The following is an 18,323-nucleotide window of genomic DNA, read 5'->3' as shown; positions in this document are numbered from 1 at the left end:
GCACGCTTGCCGATCAGCCACACCTGGCAGGCCTACTTCAGGAAAGCCCGGAAGCGCCGCATGGCAAAGGCGAAGAGGATGGCGCCGATCAGCAGCAAGGCAAGAAGCTGCGGCCAGACTACGTCCAGACCGGCATCGCGAAAGAGAACCGCCTGCGCCAGAATGACGAAGTGGGTATTTGGGGCTGCCAGCATGATGTTCTGGATGAACTCGGGCATGCTTTCGCGCGGCGTCATTCCCCCGGACAGGGCCTGTAGCGGCAAGAGCACAAGCATCAGCAGCAGACCGAACTGCGGCATGGAGCCGGCAATCGTGGCAAGCAGGATGCCCATGGAGGTGGTCGCAAAGAGCTGCAGGGCCGTTGCCAGCAGGAACAGCGCGAACGAGCCCTGCACCGGAACCGCAAGCGCGCCCTTGACGACGACGATCAGCGAGACCGCCGAGGCGAGCAGCACCACGAGCCCCATCGACCAGACCTTGCTGACCATGATTTCGAACGGGGTCACGGGCATGACCAGGAGGTGTTCTACCGTCCCGTGCTCGCGCTCGCGGATGAGGGCGGCACCCGTGAGCACGATCGACAGGATGGTGATGTTGGTGATGACGTTCATGACTGCGCCGAACCAGCCCTTGTTGAGCTCCGCATTGAAGCGGGCACGCAGAACCAGATCGACCGGCAGTTTCTGCTCGCTGCGGTGTCGGTCAAGGAAGCCCGCGACCTCGCCGGTGACGATCTGCTGGATGTAGCCGTTGCCGGAAAAGGCCTGGCTCATGCGCGTCGCGTCGACATTGAGCTGGATGGTCGGCGAGCGACCGGCCAGCAGATCCGTCTGGAAATTCGGCGGGATATCGAGCGCGAAGGTCTCGAGCCCCTGGTCCATGCGGCGGTCCATTTCCGCCGGCGTGATCATCTGCGGCGGCACGAAATAGGGCGGATAGAAAGCCGTCGAGATCCGCGTCGAAACCGGCGAGCGGTCCTCGTCGACGATGGCGATTGCCGCACGGTTCAGCGTTTCCGGCATTGCGGTCGAGCCGGTATAGACCGAGAGCGTGAAGGAATAGACGATCAGGATCAGCAGGATCGGATCGCGCCAGAGCCCCCAGAGTTCCTTGATGCCGAGATGGTAGATATGGGACAGGCGCATCGTTACCTCGCCTGTTTCTTGAGGGATAGCGTGCCGATCGCGAGCAGCACGGGCACGGCGATCAGCATCGGCACGAAGGCGCCACCGAGATCACCGAAGCCCAGAGCCTTGGAAAAGGTGCCGCGGGCGATCGTCATGAAATGTGTGGTCGGGTAGATCTGGCCGATGAAGGCACCCGCCCCTTCGAGCGAGGAGACCGGATCGATCATCCCGGAATACTGGATTGCGGGAATGAGGGTCAGGATCGCCGTGCCGAAGATCGCAGCGATCTGGCTCGACATGAAGGTCGAGATGACGAGCCCCATGGCCGTTGCCGCCGAAACGTAGATCAGCCCCGCGGCCGTCCAGGCGAGCAGACTGCCGGTAAACGGCACTCGAAAGACGAAGATCGCGAATGCCGTCAGCAGCACGAAATTGAGCATCGCCAGGGCAACATAAGGGATCTGTTTACCGATCAGGAATTCGAGCCGCGTCACCGGCGAGACATAGAGATTGACGATCGACCCCAGCTCCTTCTCGCGTACGACGCTGAGCGCCGAGAGCATCGCCGGGATCAGCATCAGCAGGAGCGGGATGACCGCCGGCACCATCGCAACGATGCTCTTGACATCAGGGTTGTAGCGGAAACGCGTCTCGATCTTGAAGCTGCCGGTGGTCGCAGCCGCCCCATAGCGTTCGCGGATCTTTCCGGTCAGCCAATGGGCGTGCAGTCCCTGCACATAACCCTTGACCGTTTCGGCACGGCTCGCCATCGCACCGTCGATCCAGGCGGCAATTTCAACCGTATCGCCGCGCGCCGCATCGCGGGCAAGGCCCGGCGGGATCTCGATTGCCAGGCTCAGTTCGCCGTTGCGCATGCGCCGGTCGAGATCGGCATAGTCGGTGATCGGATCCTTCTCGATGAAGTAGCGCGAACCGGCGATTTCGAGAATGTAGTCGCGGCTCGTCGTCGTCTGGTCGCGGTCAAGCACTGCGAAGGTCAAATCCTCGACGTCCATGTTGATGCCGTAGCCGATGACGAACATCAGGATGACCGTGCCGATCGTGGCAAGCGTCGCGCGGATGGGATCGCGCACCAGTTCCAGCGCTTCGCGGCGGGTATAGCTGAACATCCGCCCGACGTCGAAAAACCCTGACTTCGGAGGCCGTTTGGTCTCGGCCGATCGTTCGGCGACCGGCTCCAACGGCGCCTTAGCCCTGACCACGGCGGGCGCCGGCTGCTTTGCCCCGGCGATCGCCTCTTCCAGATAGGCGATGAAGGCCTCCTCCAGCGTCGAGGCGGACCGGCTTTTCATGATGCCGGCCGGCGTATCACTGACGAGCACCTTGCCCGCATGCATCAGCGACATGCGATCGCAGCGCATCGCCTCGTTCATGAAGTGGGTGGAGATGAAGATCGTCACCTGATCGTTGCGGGAGAGATCGACGAGGATCTGCCAGAAACTGTCGCGCGCCACGGGATCGACGCCGGACGTCGGTTCATCGAGGATGAGGATATCGGGTGAATGGATCAGCGCGACCGCAAGCGAGAGCCGTTGGCGCACGCCGAGCGGCAAGGCGTCCGGCAAGGCCTCCATCACATCCGAGAGATCGAAGCGCTTCGCCAGTTCCTCGATCCGTTTGGGAATGCTGTCCGCCGCCATGCCGAACAGCTTGGCATGCAGCTCGAGGTTCTGCAGAACCGTGAGCTCGGTATAGAGCGAGAAGGCCTGCGACATGTAACCGACGCGGTGGCGCACCTCCATGTCACGCGGGTCGACCTCGCGGCCAAAGAGTTTGGCCGTCCCTTCGCTGGCGGCAAGCAGGCCCGTCAGCATCTTCATCGTCGTCGTCTTGCCGCAGCCGTTGGAGCCGAGGAAGCCGAAGATCTCGCCGCGGCCGATGCGGAAGCTGACATTGTCGACGGCGACGAAATCGCCGAAGCGCATGGTGAGGTTGTTGGCCTCGATGGCGATGTCGCCGCCCACCCCTTCCGGACGCGGCGGAATGACGACGTCGTGGTGCTCGCGCCTGAGTTCCTCGGGAAGCAGCGCGATGAAGGCGGCGTCAAGCGTGTCGACGCCGGTCTTTTCAAGCAGTTGTTCGGGCGTGCCCGTGGCCAGCACCCGGCCCGCATCCATCGCGACCAGCCAATCGAAACGGGCCGCTTCCTCCATATAGGCGGTTGCCACGATGACGCTCATGCCCGGCCGCTCAGTGCGGATCTCATCGATCAGTTCCCAGAACTGCCGTCGTGACAAAGGGTCCACGCCGGTCGTCGGCTCGTCGAGGATCAGGAGATCGGGATCGTGGATCAGCGCGCAGCAAAGCCCGAGCTTCTGTTTCATGCCGCCGGAGAGCTTGCCCGCCGGACGGTCGGCGAAAGGGGCAAGCCCGGTGCTTTCGAGCAGGCTGGCAATCCGCCTCTCGCGCTCCTCGCGATCGTGGCCGAAGAGCCGGCCGAAGAAATCGACGTTCTCGAAGACGGAAAGGGTTGGATAGAGGTTCTTCCCAAGACCCTGCGGCATGTAGGCAATACGCGGGCAGGTCCGGCGCCGATGGCCGGCATCGGCAATGTCGCCGCCAAGCACCTCGACGCGCCCCACCTGTACGGCGCGTGCGCCGGCGACGAGAGACAGCAGGCTCGATTTCCCAACACCGTCGGGCCCGATCAGCCCGGCCATGCAGCCAGGGGGTATGTCGAGCGTCACGTCATCCAGCGCCTTCGTCTTGCCATAGGAAAGCGTGACGGCGCTCAGACGAACCACGGGCTCTGCCGGCCGCAGGCCGGCCCGATCAGGGGCTGCCATCACTGCACCAGCGTGCCGGTCTGGCTCGCCGGCCACTCTGCATTCGGATCGACTTTCACATAGGCGACGCCCGGAAGACCGGTTTTCACCATGCGGATGTATTTCTTCAGGAGTTCCTTCGGAATTTGCGCCTTGATGCGGAAGGTCAGCTTCTGCCGTTCTTCGGCCGTCTCCACCGTCTTCGGCGTGAACTGGGCGACATCCGCGACATAGGAGACCTTGGCGGGGATGATGTATTGAGGTGCTGCGTCCAGCACCAGCCGGACCTCGCTGCCGATCGAGAGGCGTCCGGCCTGATCCGTCGGCAGGAAGAACGTCATGTAGACATCGCCGAGATCGACGAGATTAAGCACGCGGCCGCCGGCCGCCAGCACTTCGCCCGGCTGGACCACACGATACTGAATACGGCCGTCGCGCGGCGAGACCAGGGTGCTGTCGTTGATGTCGGCGATGATGCTTTCGACCGACGCCTTGGCCGCCTCGACCGAGGCTTCGGCATCGACGACCTGGGACTTCGCCGAATTGATCGCCGCATTTGACGCGGCGAGCGATGCTTCCGCGGCGCTGGCGGCAGCGCGCGCGCCCTCGGCGGTGGCCCTGTCGTCGTCGAGCACCTGTTGCGAAACGGTGCTCGTCTTCACGAGTTGCTCGGACCGGGCGAGCCGCCGCTCGGCAGCGTCCAGTTGTGCGCGCCGCTGCGCGAGGACAGCCTCGGCCGCGGCCTTTTCCGCTTCGCGCTGCGTGACCAGGTTCTTCGCCGCTTCGACGCTGATGATCGCACGCTGCTGCTGCGCTTCGGCCTGCCGCTTGTGCGCTTCCAATTGCACGGTGTCCATCCGGGCGAGCACCTGGCCGGCAGTGACGAAATCGCCCTCATCCACCAGGATTTCCTTGATCCTGCCTGCCGTCTTGGTCGAGATATCGATCTCAACTGCTTCTATGCGTCCGTTGCCGCTCGCGATCCCGGCGGGTAGCGCATTGCGATCCATGTTCTGCCAGGCATAGTAGCCGCCCGCGAGCGCCAGAATGACCAGACCAACCAGGAGCCAATTCTTCCGGGCTTTTTCCATTTCAGCGTCCCACCATCAAAACACACCGCGAGAATATCCCGCGACCACTCAAACACAACCGGGAATAGGCCCGAAGGACGAGGCTGCCGCATTGACTCATGTCAATTGCGGGTCAGGCGCCTTGGTGCCAAATGCCGGGTTGTTATTGGGATCTGTGGCTCTTGATCGCTTGGGACGGCGAAGCCCGTCCTCGCCGTTCGAGCAAACGGGACCTCTGTTCAGTACGCGCTCGGTCGGACTATCGGCCAGATTCGTGGCCGTGTGGCCTACCGCGCCAGCGCGACGCGGCGTCCGCTGACGGGCTGTTCCAGAACATCCATCTGCACGTCGTAAATCCGCGCCAGTTCTTCCGGCGTCATGATGTCGGAAGGCGTGCCCTCCGCGATAAGGCGGCCGGAATGGAGCGCCACGATGCGGTCGCAGAAACGCGCGGCCATATTGATCTCGTGCAGTACCGAGATGATGGTGATGCCCTTGTCCCGGCAGAGGTCGCGGGTCAGTGCCAGCACCTCGAGCTGGTGGCCGATGTCGAGGGCGGAGATCGGCTCGTCGAGCAGCAGGCAGGTGGCATCCTGGGCGACGAGCATGGCAAGCCAAACGCGCTGGCGTTCCCCGCCCGACAGACTGTCGACCTCCCGGTTGACAAACGGCTCGATGCCGGTGACCTCGATCGCCTCTTCGACCTTCGCCTTGTCGGCCGCCCCGAAGCGGCCGAGCGCGCCGTGCCAGGGATAGCGGCCAAGTGCGATCAGTTCCCGTGCCAGCATGCCGGGTGCTGGCGGCGTATTCTGCGGCAGATAGCCGAGCCGCCGGGCGAAGGCCCGCGTTCCCCAGCCAGCAAGCGGCTTTCCCTCGAAATCGATACGCCCAGTGGTCGGCGCGAGCTGTCGCCCGATCAGCTTGAGCAGCGTCGATTTGCCGGAACCATTATGGCCGATCAGCGCGATGGAATGCCCGACCGGGATCTCCAACGTCAGAGGGTGCAGCAGGTTGCGCCCATCGATCGCAAAGCTCACATCATGGAGCGACAGAACGGCCTGGTCGCGGGCGATGGGTGGAGTTTCAGTCGCGTGGTTCTGCATCTTTTCGTTCCGGGCAGGATCGCTGGACCTGCTGTTGGTCTCATCGATAGATATCATTGTCGGCAAAAGGTCGAAGCATTGATCGGGCAGGCTGTGCCGCATTTCTTCAGGCCGTCGAGCTTGTAGCGGATGCAGCAGACCTTGCGCTGGAGACAGGCACCGCCCGCGACACCCGGGATCGTCTGCGTCAGCCGAAAAAGGGGATGGTCCGCAGCGATCAGCGTCTCCATCTCGCGCAAGCGCGCCGCGACATCTACCGGCATGGCCTCCTGTGACCAAAGATCATCAACATGACGGCAGGCGCGGCAAAACGCGAAGGACGCATTGCTCCAGTGCACCCGTTCGGACGTGGCCGTCACGTTCGCCATCCGGACGATCAAAGGTCGCACATTGTCTTCGACAATCCCCCGCAGGCGCGCGCTCAACGGAGCGGGAGCCGCGCGTTTCAGCACGAACCGGACGGGCGTCGCCATATCGGATAGGCCGACCTGAACGTCCGGTAACGTCATCGAAAACCAGATGTCGTGAACGAGGCCATAGGCGATAACGGGTCTGAGCAGCCGGCCGAAGTAACCCTGCGTCCATAGCGACGCCGCGGCCCGGCGATCGCCCGGCCCCCACCGCCGCAACAGTCCATCCAGTGCGTTCGCAACCGGCCCTGGCTCGAGAATGCTGTCCAGGCTGACGAGATCATCGTCTTCAGCCGGCACTGCGTGGCTCAGGGCTGCATCCGCGAACGGAATCGGAAGCACCGGAAGCTGGTTCACCATCATCTGTGCCGTCCCAGAAGCCAGATGAGGTAGGGCGCGCCGACGAGTGCCGCGAAGAGGCCGAGCGGCAGCTCGTAGGGGAAGGTCGCCGTGCGGGCGCCGAAATCGGCAAGGGCCATCAGGATCGAGCCGAGCAGGAACGAGCCTGCCAGGTGCTGCGGCGCCGTGACGAGACCGGCGCGCAGGACGATATGCGGCGCGACGAGCCCGACAAAGCTCAAGGGCCCGACAAGCAGGGACGCCGCACCGGTCGCAGCACCCGAAAGAAGCAGAAGAAGCACGCGGCTCAACCGCACCGACAGGCCAAGCGACAGGGCGATCGACGGTCCGAAGGGCATGATCGTCAACCAGCGGCTCAACAGCAGTGCCGCGGCAACGACGAGCAGAGAAAGAATGCCGAGGAAAATCGCAGTCGCCGGCGTTGCCGTGGATGCCGAACCACCGAGCCAGGAGAGAATTTGCCACGACCGCTGATCACCGATCGCCAGCAGCGCCGACAGGACGGCCGAACTGAAGGAACCGACCGCCACGCCCGCAAGCAACAGCTTTTCCGGCGGCAGATGCCGGCGGCTGGCAAAGACCAGCACCGCCAGCATGGCAATGAGCGCGCCGAGCCCGGCGCCAGTGAAGACCACGACTGTGCCGCCATCCGGCGCGAATGTGAGCGCTGCGGCAAAGCCAAGGCCGGCACCGCCGCTGACGCCGACGACCTCGGGGCTGGCCATTGCATTGCCGGTCATGCGCTGCAGGATCGCGCCGGTCACGGCCAGCAGGCCGCCGGCCGCGGCAGACGCCAGGAGCCGAGGCCATCTGAGCGGTGCCAAGTCGAGCGTCTCCGCCCAACTCAGGATCTTCCAGCCATGTCCGGACGGCCCGACGACAAATGCGATCGCGACAAGGACCGGCACGAGAACCAGAAAGGCGGCAAATGCTATTTTCAGATTGCCGCGGTGAACGCTTTCCCGCGCCTCGTGCGGCACTTCCATGCTTCGCACCTTGGGCAGAAGCCAGAGCAGCAAAGGACCGCCAACAAGTGCGGTGACCGCGCCCGTCGGAAAATTCTCGCTGGAGGCACGCGCGACGGTTTGCACGATGCCGTCGCAGAGCCAGAGGAAAAGCGCCCCCGCAAGTGGCGACAGCGCGACGATCGCCGCTGGGCGGCGGGCACCGCAGGCGCGCACGAAGGCTGGGGCGGCAAGGCCGACGAAGCTCACCAGGCCAACCGCTGAGGCGACGAAGCCGGCAAGTGCCGTGGCGATCGCGGCGATTGCGAAGCGAATGCCACCGAGATTGACACCCAGGCTGCGCGCGCTCGTGTCGCCAAGCCCCAACACCAACATCGGGCGGATCAACAGGCCGGCAAACAGGCCGAGGAGCACCAACTCCAGGCCAAGGCTTTGGAACACTGACCAGTCCTGCTGACTGAGGGATCCGCCGTTCCAGGTCACAAGCGACATGAGGTACTCACCCCGCGCGAGTGTCATCGCTGCGGACAGGGCTGCGGCTGTCACCCCCACAAGCAGGCCGCAGACCACCATCGTCACCGGCTCGAAAGCCCGACGCCAACCGAGCGCGAAGACGATCGCCGCTGCCCCGGCGGCGCCGGCGAGCGCGACCAAAGTTCGGTGGCCGTCGACGATCTCAGGCACATAGAGCGTCGCCGCGACGATCGCGAGCTGGGCGCCTGCCGAGATGCCGAGGGTCGATGGATCGGCGAGCGGATTGCGCAGCAATTGCTGGAGAAGCGCGCCGGATAGGCCGAGTGCGGCGCCCGCGACCAGCGCGACCGCCGCCCTCGGGAACAGGCTATAGGCCAGGATGATCTTGTCGAGCGTGAGTTCGGCGGGAGGGGCCAACAGGTCTCCCCATTGCGCAAACGGGACCTGGCTCGATGCGGCCAGCGCGAAGAGCATGAGGCCGGCGAGCAGGCTGGCCGACAGGAAAGACCATGCCCGCATCGTCATCCGCGCCGATCCCCCGCAAGCATCGCCTCGACAAACAGGCGCGCAAACCGCAGGCCCGCAGTAACACCGCCATAGGGATTGACGTTGGCGAGCTGGATGACCCGCCCCTTGCGGACCGGCTCCAGCGAATTCCAGATGATGCTGTTTCGAAGGCCACTGCGCGCCTCGACCGGCACCTCGGAAACGATGACGATGCGTGCGTCGGGATCTGTCGCCAGGTTTTCGATCGAGACGGGTGCCGCAAAGGTGAAGCGCGAACGATCCGTCCAGGCATTCGGCAGCCCGAGCCGGGCGAGCATGTCACCGAACATGCTGTCGAAACCAAAGACGCGGACATGCCGCGCGTCGCCGATGTTGACGATATAGGTGGACCTGTTCGCGAAGGGAGCGATCGCATGCCTGGAACCTTCGATTTCGCCGGCTATCTCCTTCAGCAGCGCCTCCGCCCTGTCGGAGCGTCCGAGACGCTCGCCGAGCGCCTTCACCGCTGCGAGCGCCTTTTCGAAAGGCGGCTCGCCCCGCACGTAGAATGGCAGGGAGAAAAGCGGCGCGATCCGGCCGAGCGCCGCCTCGTGGCGTACATAGAACGGCGAGATCAGTATGAGATCGGGCTTCAGGAGGTGAAGCAGTTCGAAATTGGGCGAGCCGCGCAGACCGAGATCGACGACATCTGCAGGTAAGTCGGGCTCGACGGCATCGCTTCGAAACTGAATGAGCTCCGTCGCGGCGACCGGGGTAAGGCCGAGCGCGCACAGCGTCTCCAGCATCGCCCAGTCGATCGCGGCTATGCGCAAGGGCGCGCCGGCCCTGGCCATCGGCGTGGCGAGCAAAAGCGCCGCGCCGAGAAGCAGCTCCCGGCGACTGACAAAAGGACCCAATGCCCGCTCTCTCAATTCGCTACCAGCTATAGGTCAGCTTCCCCATGAACGTGCGGCCGTCGCCGTAGTAGCAGCCGAACGAGCTGCAGCTTGCGACATAGTCCTTGTCGAAGAGATTTTGAACGTTGAGCGACGCCTTGTAACCATTCTTCTTATAGGAGAGCGCGAAATCGGCGAGCACGACCGAATCCAGTTCGAAGGTGTTGGCGCTGTTGCCGTAGCGCTGGCCGACATAACGCACGCCCGCCCCAATGCCGACACCTTCGAGTGCCGTGTCTTCCTGGAAGGTGTAGTTCGCCCAGAGGCTCGCCATATGCTCCGGCACGTTTTCGACGCGATTGCCGTCGTCGGCGCCCGCTGCGATCCGGGCATCCGTGTAGGTGTAGGCCGCCCGCAAATCGAGCCCTTGTGTTATGCTCGCGACACCTTCGAGTTCCAGGCCGCGGACATTGACCTCGCCGATCTGCGACGAAATGCCGGCGATGGTGCGCAGCACATTCTTCTGCTTGAGGTCGTAGACGGCCGCCGTGAAGAAGCCGTTCCAATCCGTGGGTTCGTATTTCACGCCGAGCTCGACCTGCTCGCCCGAAGTCGGCTCGAAAGGCCTGCCGTCCGGAGCAGCGCCGATCACCGGCTCGAAGGACGTCGAGTAGCTGACATAGGGCGCAATGCCATTGTCGAAGATATAGCTGAGGCCGGCCCTGCCGGTCAGCTCATGATCGTCCTGGTCGAGCGGACGGGAAACGCGCGAGAGCCCATTGAGCGACGTTCCCGAGCTGCTGGTCCAATCCTGCCTGAGGCCCAACGTTGCGCGCCAGCCTCCGAGCGCCAGTTCGTCCTGCACGTAGACGCCAAGCTGCAAAAGCTCGCTATCGACGGTCGTATCGAGCGTCGGCGCGATCAGCCGGATCGGTCCGCCATAGCTTGGCGAGCGCACGTCGAGCGGCGTTGCCTGGAAGAAGCGGGTGCGCACATTGTTGTCGAAGTAGCGATAGTCGAGGCCCACAAGCAGCGTATGGTCGACCTCGCCGGTCGAGAATTCGCCCTGCAGATTGTTGTCGATATTGACGGTGTTGAGCGCCTCGTCCTGGAAGGTCGCGTTTCGGCGGAGTGTCCGGCCGTCAGCGGCAAGACCAAGCGTCGACATGCCAAGCGACTGGTAGTCCCAGTCGAAGTCGGTGTAGCGGAAGTTCTGCCGGAAGATCCAGTTCTCGCTCAGGCGATGCTCGAGTTCGTATCCGAGGTTTGTCAGCGTGCGGCTGGAGCGGTCGAAGGATTCGTCGCCGACATAAAAGTCGCGCGGCAGGCGAAAGTCGGTGGCGTTCAGCGTATATTGCGGCGGCAGGCCCGAGGGCGTTCCGGGATTGTCGTGCTGGACGCTCGCAAGGATCGTCAGCTTGGTGTCCTCGTCCGGCTGCCAGGTCAGCGCCGGCGCAATGAAGTAGCGATCGTTGTCCAGTTCGTCGACCTGGGCAGCGGCGTTCTTGCCAAGACCGGTCAGCCGGTATGCAAAATCCGACTCCTCGCGAAGCGTACCGCCGAAATCGAAGAAGCCACCAAAGGTCTCGTAGCTTCCGCCCTGCACGCCGCCTTCGCCGAAATTCTCGAAGACCGGCCGTTTGCTGATCATGTTGATGATGCCGCCCGGATTGCCCTGGCCATACATGACCGAAGCGGGTCCGCGAAGGACGTCGATGTTTTCAAGCCCGTAGATTTCAACGGCCGGTGCGCCGGCGGTGCGCATCATCCTGAGCCCGTTCAGGAACTGGACCTGGCGACCGTCGAAGCCGCGGATGATCGGCGCGTCGAAGCGGGGGTCGGCGCCGAAGGGCTGTGCGAAAACGCCGGGCGTGTAATTCAGCGCCTGCCCCACGGTCTGGGCACCCTGCGCCTCAATCTGGTCGTGCGTGATGACGGATACCGACTGCTGCGTCTCGAGCAGGGGCGTGCCGGTCTTCGAAGCGGTACGGCTCGACTTCGCCACATAGCCCTCGACGGGACCGCCGGCCTCCCTGTCGCCTTTCGCGACGATCGCCTCAAGCTTGGTCTCGGTCTGCTGCTGCGCCACTGCGTTCTGTCCGGCGGACCCCACGAAAGCGACGTACGTTAACAGCAGCCAATGAATGCGGGACATGGGATGACGAAAGCCTCTGCGCGCGTGGCATTTGCGCACTCAATCTGGAGTAATTTTGTCATCTTTCTATAGCCAAATTTTCCGGCATTCCAATAACTCGGCACGGGATTTTTCAGAACTTTCAGTTATAATATCGGTGCTCAGCATCGTTTTCAGTTATTGCATTGCGAGGCCCCATGTCGGCTCCAAAATCGCCACGCGCCGCGACCTTTGAACTTCGCCACCTGCGCTATTTCATCGCTCTCGTGGAGGAAAAGAATTTCGAGCGGGCCGCCGCCCGGCTCGGCATTGCCCAGCCCGGCCTCAGCCAGCAGATCCTCAATCTGGAAAGCCTGGTCGGCATCCCGCTGCTGAACCGCGCGAAACGTTCCGTGCAGCTGACACTGTCCGGGCAATTGCTGTTTGACGAAGCCCGAAAGATCGTCGCCCAGGCCGACCTCGCGCTGTCGGAACTGCAACGCGTCGGCCGGGGCCAGACGGGCAGAATATCGATCGGCTATGTCGCCTCGGCCGCCTATTCGGGCGTGCTGACGGAATCGCTGACTGCCTTCCGACAAGAATTTCCCGACATCGAGCTTCAGCTTGTCGAGATCGAAATGCGCCAGCAACTCACGATGATCTCGGAAGGCGAACTCGACTTCGGCTACATTCGCCCGCCAGCGCCGATCCCGGCCGGCCTGACGACGACCACCGTGTTGCGCGAGCCGCTGGTGGTGGCGCTGCCGGAGGCGCATCCGCTCGCCGCCCAGCATGCGATCGATCTCGCAGCGCTCTCGGACCAGACCTTCATAACGCCGCGCCAACCCGCCGATGTCGGCTTCCACTCCAATACGCTCGACGCCTGCAAGGACGCTGGGCTCACGCCAAAGGTCAGCGCGACGGGCCGTGACTTCACCACCATCATGAGCATGGTCGCCGTGGGGCTCGGCATCGCGCTCGTGCCGCAGTCGCTGCAATGCCTGCAGCTTCCCGGCGTCCGCTATGTTTCACTGGCGCGAAACCGCGTCACGTCGGACCTCGCCGTCGCCTACCGCAAGGTCGAAGGCTCGGCGGCCGTGCGCGCCTTCGTAGCCCACCACCGGGCACGCCACGGGCGAGGCGCCTAGGGCTTCGCGCAGACTTTCGCGAATGGCGGCGCGCGTCCGTAACGTCATAGATGCTGCGGATGGCGCGGATCATCATGCGGCTTCAGAAGGAAGCGACGGGCCACGTCGCGATAGCCGCGATAGACGAGGCCGCCGTTGATCGCCAGCAGCGCACGTCTGTGCCGGCGATAGAGCGCCGGGATCTGGTACCAGGGAATACCCGGCCGCTGGTGATGCAGCACATGCAGGTTGTTGTAGAGAAACAGGAGACCGAAGAGCGGCGTGTCTTCGACGATCGCCGTCCGTTCCTCGTGATGGCCGGCATAACGATGTTCCGCATAGGAGCGAAGCCTGGTCAGTGCGGCACCGACATAGACGAAGCCGAAGAGATAGAGCCAGAGCGGCATGCCGCAGACCGCGACGACCCAGGCGAGCACGACGGCGACGCCTGCCCCGTGCGAGAGCCAGATCCTTGCCCGCTCCCTGTCACCCCGCACGATCAACACCAGTTCCTGTGCGAGGAAGCTCAGGATCATGACCAGCGGCCCGAGCGTCAGCCGGCCGAGCAAGGTCGTGTTCCAATCCGCAAGCTTCCGCCCCACCTTTCCCATGCCTTCCCAGGCGGCCCGGGTGAAATAGGAGGACTCCGGATCCTCGATCGGATCCGTCAGGTGTTCGTCGCGATGGTGGACGAGGTGGCCTTCCAGATAGATCGCATAGGGTAACCAGAGGGAGAGCGGCGGCCACCCGATCGCGTCGTTGATGCGCTGATTGCGCGTCGGGTGCCCGTGGATGACCTCATGCTGCAGCGACCCGTGCCAGGCAATGAGCCAGCCGCCAAGACCGATCACGAGGACAATCGGAAGCGACTGCCAGAACCAGGTCAGAGCGAGAAAGCCACCATAGATGACCACGGCCAGAGCAACGGTCTGCCATTCGACGCGGGCGATGGCAGTTAGGTTCGATTGTGGGGGCAGCGTATCAGTCGACATGCGGTCTCCGGCCGGAAAAGGCGATAGATTTCAATCGCCAATATAAAAAGCCGGCCAATGGGAACGCGCCGCATGGCTTTGCGGCGAAGCCACGCAAACGGGAATACTGCTTGCGCCAAACGCCGCAGCCGTAAAATATTTATTCTATGTAATTTATATTCTATTTCGGCCGTTGTGTTCGCAACAGGTCGCCATGTGCCGATGAACCGTCAGGCGATCGTCGGGTATCCTTGACCGGCAGCATCGCGATCAAGCGCCGCCAGGGCCTCGTAATCACTGTCGCCGAGCAGGCTGATACCGCGCAGCGATAGCGTATCGCAGATCTCGGCAAGCGCCGGATCTGCAATGGTCTCCGCAAGCACGCGGCGCAGCAGCACGAGGTCTTTTGCCGGCGTAGATGCCGCGGTGATGAAAGGCAGACCCGGACCCTTTTTTGTCTCCGCCAGAATGCGCACGCCAGCGACGCGATCGGGGTCGAAGCGCAAGGTGTTGCCGAAGGTCACGCAGTCGATCGCCGCGATGTCGGCGACCCCGCTGGAAACCGCGTCGATGCTCGCCACATGGCCGCCGGTCTGAAGCACCGACGAGAAGAACCGGCCGTCGATCGCATGGGGCGCCACAGAGGCGCGAAACAGGTTGTAGCCGGAATTGCTGCCGGGATCGTTGATCGCCGCGCGTGCCCCCCGCAGATCTTCGATCGAGCGCGCTGGGGACTTGGCGTTGACGATGATGAAGCTGCATTTGAGCGGACCATCGCAGCCCGGCAGTCCGTAGACCGGCGTCGCCACCAGTTGCACCTGACCGCGCAGGCGCTGGACATAGGGATAGCCGCAGGTCTGGCCGAACAGGAGGTCTGGACGAAGCCACGCCTCGTCATAACGCGTATCCTCTTGTAGAGCCGCAGGCGCATCGACCCCGACGGCGCGAAGGCGGTCCGCCAGCGCCTCCCAGAACTGCCGCGTCGCATCCTTCAGCGGCGCCGGACTGACATACATGGCAAGACTTGCGATGGGCATGAGCGACCTCGGAGCAACCTCGTGAAGGCGATCGAAAACCTATGCATTGCATAGACTTAATTCGCAAACGAAATCTAAGCGAGCCCCGATGGCCGCCCTGAAGACAGGAGTCTATTGGACGCGCTTCAGGATCTCTGCCGCGACCTCCGTGGCGCTCGCCGGGTTCTGGCCGGTGATCAGTTCGCGGTCGACGATCATGTTCGGCTGGAAGGGCGTATCACCGTTGGCGATTGCGCCGCCAGCCAAGGTTAGCGCATCCTGCGGATAGAACTTCATCTCGCCGCCCTTCAGCAGCGGCTTGGCCATTTCTTCCTCGCCATTGCTGAAGACCGTCATCCGATAGCCGGCATAGATCCAGCCGGCATCGGCGGCAGCCTGACGGCCCGCTGCCAGTTCGCCGGTAAACGCAACCGACTCGGACAGTGTCGACAGAAGCGCGATCGGCCCGTGGCACATCAGGGCGGTCGTCTTGCCGCTCGCGTGAAAATGCCGAAGCAACTCGCCGAGGTCCGCGTCGACAAGCAAATCCTGCATCGGCGCATGCCCGCCCGGAACATAGACGGCATCGAAATGGTCGTAGCCGATCTGTTCCACCCGCGACAGACTGACAACCGGTGTCTCCGCCGGCGAGGTGATCTTGAGCTTGCCGAGCAGCGCTTCGCTTTCCCGCATCGCCGTTTCATCGCCGCCGAAATACATCCTGTCGATAGACGTGCGGTCGACGCTGGGGGCCATGCCCTTCGGCGTCGCAAAGGTCACCTCATGACCGGCGTCCATGAACGCCTTTACCGGCTGCATCAATTCGTTGAGGTAGAAGCCGGTCTCGAAAACCTTGCCATCCTTGAGGTCCAGGCTGTTTTCATCCGAAAGCACGACCAGGATATTGCCGGCATGCGCGTGCGTGGCGCCGAGGACGATTGCCATCGTCGCCGTCAGGGTCATCAGCATTTTCATTTTTATATCTCCAAATGGAAGTCTCACGACCTCCTGCAACTGGGTTTTCAGGCGACAAGAACGTCACGAAGGGCCTCGCCGACGCCTGTGGCGGACTGCGGATTCTGGCCGGTGATCAATCGGCCATCGACGACCACCTTCGACGTCCAGTCCGGCGCCGGGTGATGCCGCGCGCCGCGCTCTACGAGCGTGCTGGCGAGCAGGAAGGGCACGGTCTTGTCGAGACCGACGGCGCGTTCTTCTGAATCGGTGAAGGCGCTGACATTACGACCGGACACCAGGTAGCTGCCGCCGGAAAGCTTGACGTTTACGAGCGCCGCCGGGCCATGGCACACCGCCGCGACAGCACCGCCGGCCTCGAAGATCGAACGGGTCACCCGGTCGACCGCGCCGCTTTGCGGCAGGTCCCACATGGCGCCGTGGCCGCCGGCGAAAAAGATCGCAGCGTAGCGCGAGGGGTCGACCTCATCGAGCTTGGCGGTCGTGCGGATCGCGGCGCGAAACGCCTCGTCGTTCCAATAGCGCTGGTTGATCGTGTCTTCGAGATCGAGACCGTCGATCGGCGGTTCACCCCCTTTGATCGACGCGAATTCGACGGAGATCCCAGCCGCTTCGAGCACGGCCAGCGGGTGCGTGACCTCACCGAGATAGAAGCCGGTCGGCTGGCCACCGTCGCCCTTGGTGCCGTGGCTGGTGAGAACGAAAAGCACGGGTTTTCCGGCTATCGGGGCTGTCTCCGTCATGATCACTTCCCTTTTTGGAATGGGCCCGACGTCGCGGGCGTTGCTGATGGCGTCTATTTATTATCTCCGATTTCGGCGATAAATTCGCTTAGAAGGAAATGATTTGGTCTTGAAAGGCAAAGATTCGCCGCTTCGATCACCTCGCCGACGTCGAGGCTTTCATCACGGTCATGGACAGGGGTTCGATGACGGCCGGCGCCGTGGCGCTCGGTACGACGCCTTCGGTGCTGAGCCGGGCAATTACCCGGCTCGAAACGAAACTCGGAACGCAGTTGCTGCGGAGAACGACGCGGCGCATCAGCCTTACGGAAGCGGGACGCACCTATCTGGAACAGGTCCGCGCAGCCTTCGAGACGATCGATCAGGCGGAGCGGGCCGTTCAAGGCACAGGCATTCTGGCCGGTCGGGTCCGCCTCAGCGTTTCCACCACCTACGGTCATTTCCGCCTGCCGGAAAAGCTGACACGCTTCGCGCTGAAGCACCCGTCGGTCATCGTCGAACTGTCAGTGGCCAACCGCAACGTCGATCTGGTCGCGGAAGGCTACGACCTGGTCATACGACTCGGCCAACTTCCCGATAGCGGCATGATCGGGCGAAAACTCGAGGACGCACCGCTAAGGTTGGTGGCATCTCCCGCCTATGTGGCGCGGCGCGGGCTGCCACGCTCGATCGACGATCTTACGGCACATACGTGCCTGCCCTTCATCATGCCGAGAACCGGCCGTCCCGGGCCGTGGCTGTTCCGGGTCGATGGGAATGACATCGACTGGGTGCCGCACGGTCCTGTCCATATCGAGGATGATGTGCTCGGCACCGTATCCCTGGCAGAGGCGGGCCTTGGCATATGTCAGACCTATGACTTCGTCGTGCGCGATCGTCTGGCGCGGGGAAGCCTGGTCGAGCTTCTTCCTGAATTGGGCGGCCGGTCGCGTCCCTTCTCCCTCATCTACCCGCCGCATCGCCATCTCTCAGCCGCAACGCGAGCGTTGATTGACTGTCTTTTGGAGTAAGCTGATAGGCGCGGGGCTGCCGCAGGACATGCGGCCGCTCCGCGCACAGGACGCCTCAGCCGTGCCAGTGCGAGCAGCGGATCACGCTGCAGAAATTGCCGCGGTGGAAGTGCGGATCCTTGTCGGCGATGACATCGGCCTTGACGTTGCCGAAGGTCGTTTCGGGCTTGTGCTTGATGCCATCGTAGAAGGCCTGGATGATATCCTCCTTGAAATCAGGCGTGCGCGGAAGGCATTGACGACCGCTTCGCGCTCGGCGTCGGAATATTGCTTGTAGGTGAGACCGAGCACGTCCATCTCGACACCGGCGGTCACGAGCGCCACGACCGGATGCATGTGCTCGGGCAGCCCGGCGTGGTGTGCAGCGCTGGATCGCGGCCAATCCCGCGCACGATCACAGCGTTGCAAGCCTCGCCAGCCGGATGGATCTCAGCCCGCGCCATTTCTCCCGGCTCTTCCGCAGCGAGGTCGGCATCACGCCGGCAACCTGGGTCGAGGAGGCGCGGGTCAACGCTGCCCGCCGCCTTCTCGAGCAGGGACACGAAGCCCCCAAGCAGGTCGCGGCTCAATGCGGCTTTGCCGATGCCGATACGCTGCGCCGTGCCTTCATGCGCCATGTCGGCGTGACGCCGGCAGAGTACCGAAAGCGCTTCGCCAGCCCGGCTCTTCCGGCCGGATAAACTGGCAGGCT

14 protein-coding genes and 2 pseudogenes are annotated in these 18,323 nt (G+C 63.4%); 3 read left to right on the top strand and 13 right to left on the bottom strand.

Annotated features, from left to right (window positions below; translation table 11 throughout):
* Window positions 1-32: 32 nt before the first annotated feature.
* The 8 genes from ACTJKE_RS18625 to ACTJKE_RS18590 form a co-directional block, all read right to left on the bottom strand.
* Window positions 33-1,145, bottom strand: coding sequence for an ABC transporter permease (locus ACTJKE_RS18625; protein WP_058330047.1), 1,113 nt, complete (start codon window positions 1,143-1,145; stop codon window positions 33-35).
* A gap of 2 nt (window positions 1,146-1,147) precedes the next feature.
* A complete protein-coding gene (gene rbbA / locus ACTJKE_RS18620; RefSeq protein ID WP_440692066.1) occupies window positions 1,148-3,934 on the bottom strand; it encodes a ribosome-associated ATPase/putative transporter RbbA in 2,787 nt (928 codons plus the stop codon).
* Complete coding sequence (locus ACTJKE_RS18615; protein WP_440635846.1) at window positions 3,934-5,004, bottom strand: HlyD family secretion protein; 1,071 nt, start codon at window positions 5,002-5,004, stop codon at window positions 3,934-3,936. Before ACTJKE_RS18615 ends, rbbA begins: the two co-directional genes overlap by 1 nt.
* Before the next feature lie 266 nt (window positions 5,005-5,270).
* Window positions 5,271-6,086 (bottom strand): ATP-binding cassette domain-containing protein, encoded by an 816-nt coding sequence (locus ACTJKE_RS18610; protein WP_440635844.1) that lies wholly within the window; start codon window positions 6,084-6,086, stop codon window positions 5,271-5,273.
* A 53-nt stretch (window positions 6,087-6,139) separates the two neighbouring features.
* Window positions 6,140-6,859 carry a siderophore-iron reductase FhuF gene (fhuF, locus tag ACTJKE_RS18605; protein ID WP_082663781.1) on the bottom strand — a complete coding sequence of 240 codons (720 nt, stop codon included), beginning with the start codon at window positions 6,857-6,859 and terminating at the stop codon, window positions 6,140-6,142.
* Window positions 6,856-8,820 carry a Fe(3+)-hydroxamate ABC transporter permease FhuB gene (fhuB, locus tag ACTJKE_RS18600; RefSeq protein ID WP_440692064.1) on the bottom strand — a complete coding sequence of 655 codons (1,965 nt, stop codon included), beginning with the start codon at window positions 8,818-8,820 and terminating at the stop codon, window positions 6,856-6,858. Before fhuB ends, fhuF begins: the two co-directional genes overlap by 4 nt.
* Window positions 8,817-9,698, bottom strand: a complete 882-nt coding sequence (locus ACTJKE_RS18595) for an iron-siderophore ABC transporter substrate-binding protein (RefSeq protein ID WP_440692062.1) — start codon at window positions 9,696-9,698, stop codon at window positions 8,817-8,819. The genes fhuB and ACTJKE_RS18595 overlap by 4 nt, the downstream gene beginning before the upstream one ends.
* 19 nt (window positions 9,699-9,717) lie before the next feature.
* A complete protein-coding gene (locus tag ACTJKE_RS18590) occupies window positions 9,718-11,832 on the bottom strand; it encodes a TonB-dependent siderophore receptor (protein WP_058330053.1) in 2,115 nt (704 codons plus the stop codon).
* Window positions 11,833-12,008: 176 nt separating this feature from the next.
* Between ACTJKE_RS18590 and ACTJKE_RS18585 the strand changes: the two genes are divergently transcribed.
* Window positions 12,009-12,938 carry a LysR family transcriptional regulator gene (locus ACTJKE_RS18585; protein WP_058330054.1) on the top strand — a complete coding sequence of 310 codons (930 nt, stop codon included), beginning with the start codon at window positions 12,009-12,011 and terminating at the stop codon, window positions 12,936-12,938.
* Between the two features lie 44 nt (window positions 12,939-12,982).
* Here ACTJKE_RS18585 and ACTJKE_RS18580 read toward each other — a convergent pair whose 3' ends face one another.
* The 4 genes from ACTJKE_RS18580 to ACTJKE_RS18565 all read right to left on the bottom strand — a co-directional run bounded on the left by ACTJKE_RS18580 (window position 12,983) and on the right by ACTJKE_RS18565 (window position 16,622).
* A complete protein-coding gene (locus ACTJKE_RS18580) occupies window positions 12,983-13,909 on the bottom strand; it encodes a fatty acid desaturase (RefSeq protein WP_058330055.1) in 927 nt (308 codons plus the stop codon).
* 209 nt (window positions 13,910-14,118) lie between these two features.
* Window positions 14,119-14,925, bottom strand: a complete 807-nt coding sequence (locus ACTJKE_RS18575; protein WP_058330056.1) for a phosphate/phosphite/phosphonate ABC transporter substrate-binding protein — start codon at window positions 14,923-14,925, stop codon at window positions 14,119-14,121.
* Between the two features lie 111 nt (window positions 14,926-15,036).
* Window positions 15,037-15,879: a type 1 glutamine amidotransferase domain-containing protein gene (locus ACTJKE_RS18570; RefSeq protein WP_058330057.1), complete on the bottom strand. Its 843-nt coding sequence runs from the start codon at window positions 15,877-15,879 to the stop codon at window positions 15,037-15,039.
* A gap of 47 nt (window positions 15,880-15,926) precedes the next feature.
* Window positions 15,927-16,622 carry a type 1 glutamine amidotransferase domain-containing protein gene (locus ACTJKE_RS18565; protein WP_058330058.1) on the bottom strand — a complete coding sequence of 232 codons (696 nt, stop codon included), beginning with the start codon at window positions 16,620-16,622 and terminating at the stop codon, window positions 15,927-15,929.
* A 122-nt stretch (window positions 16,623-16,744) separates the two neighbouring features.
* Here ACTJKE_RS18565 and ACTJKE_RS18560 point away from each other — a divergent pair, with 122 nt between their 5' ends.
* Entirely contained in the window at window positions 16,745-17,632 is an 888-nt protein-coding gene (locus tag ACTJKE_RS18560) for a LysR family transcriptional regulator (protein WP_058330059.1), read from the top strand.
* 55 nt (window positions 17,633-17,687) lie between these two features.
* Here the strand turns inward: ACTJKE_RS18560 and ACTJKE_RS18555 are convergent.
* Window positions 17,688-18,000: pseudogene (locus ACTJKE_RS18555) on the bottom strand (phosphohydrolase); the annotation flags it as partial.
* Here ACTJKE_RS18555 and ACTJKE_RS18550 point away from each other — a divergent pair.
* Window positions 17,980-18,312: pseudogene (locus tag ACTJKE_RS18550) on the top strand (helix-turn-helix domain-containing protein); the annotation flags it as partial. The pseudogenes ACTJKE_RS18555 and ACTJKE_RS18550 sit on opposite strands and share 21 nt — an antisense overlap.
* Window positions 18,313-18,323: the final 11 nt, after the last annotated feature.

The sequence above is a fragment of the Ensifer sp. 22521 genome, from assembly GCF_052044795.1.
Taxonomy (GTDB): Bacteria; Pseudomonadota; Alphaproteobacteria; order Rhizobiales; family Rhizobiaceae; genus Ensifer.
This window is presented reverse-complemented; position numbering and strand designations above follow the sequence as displayed.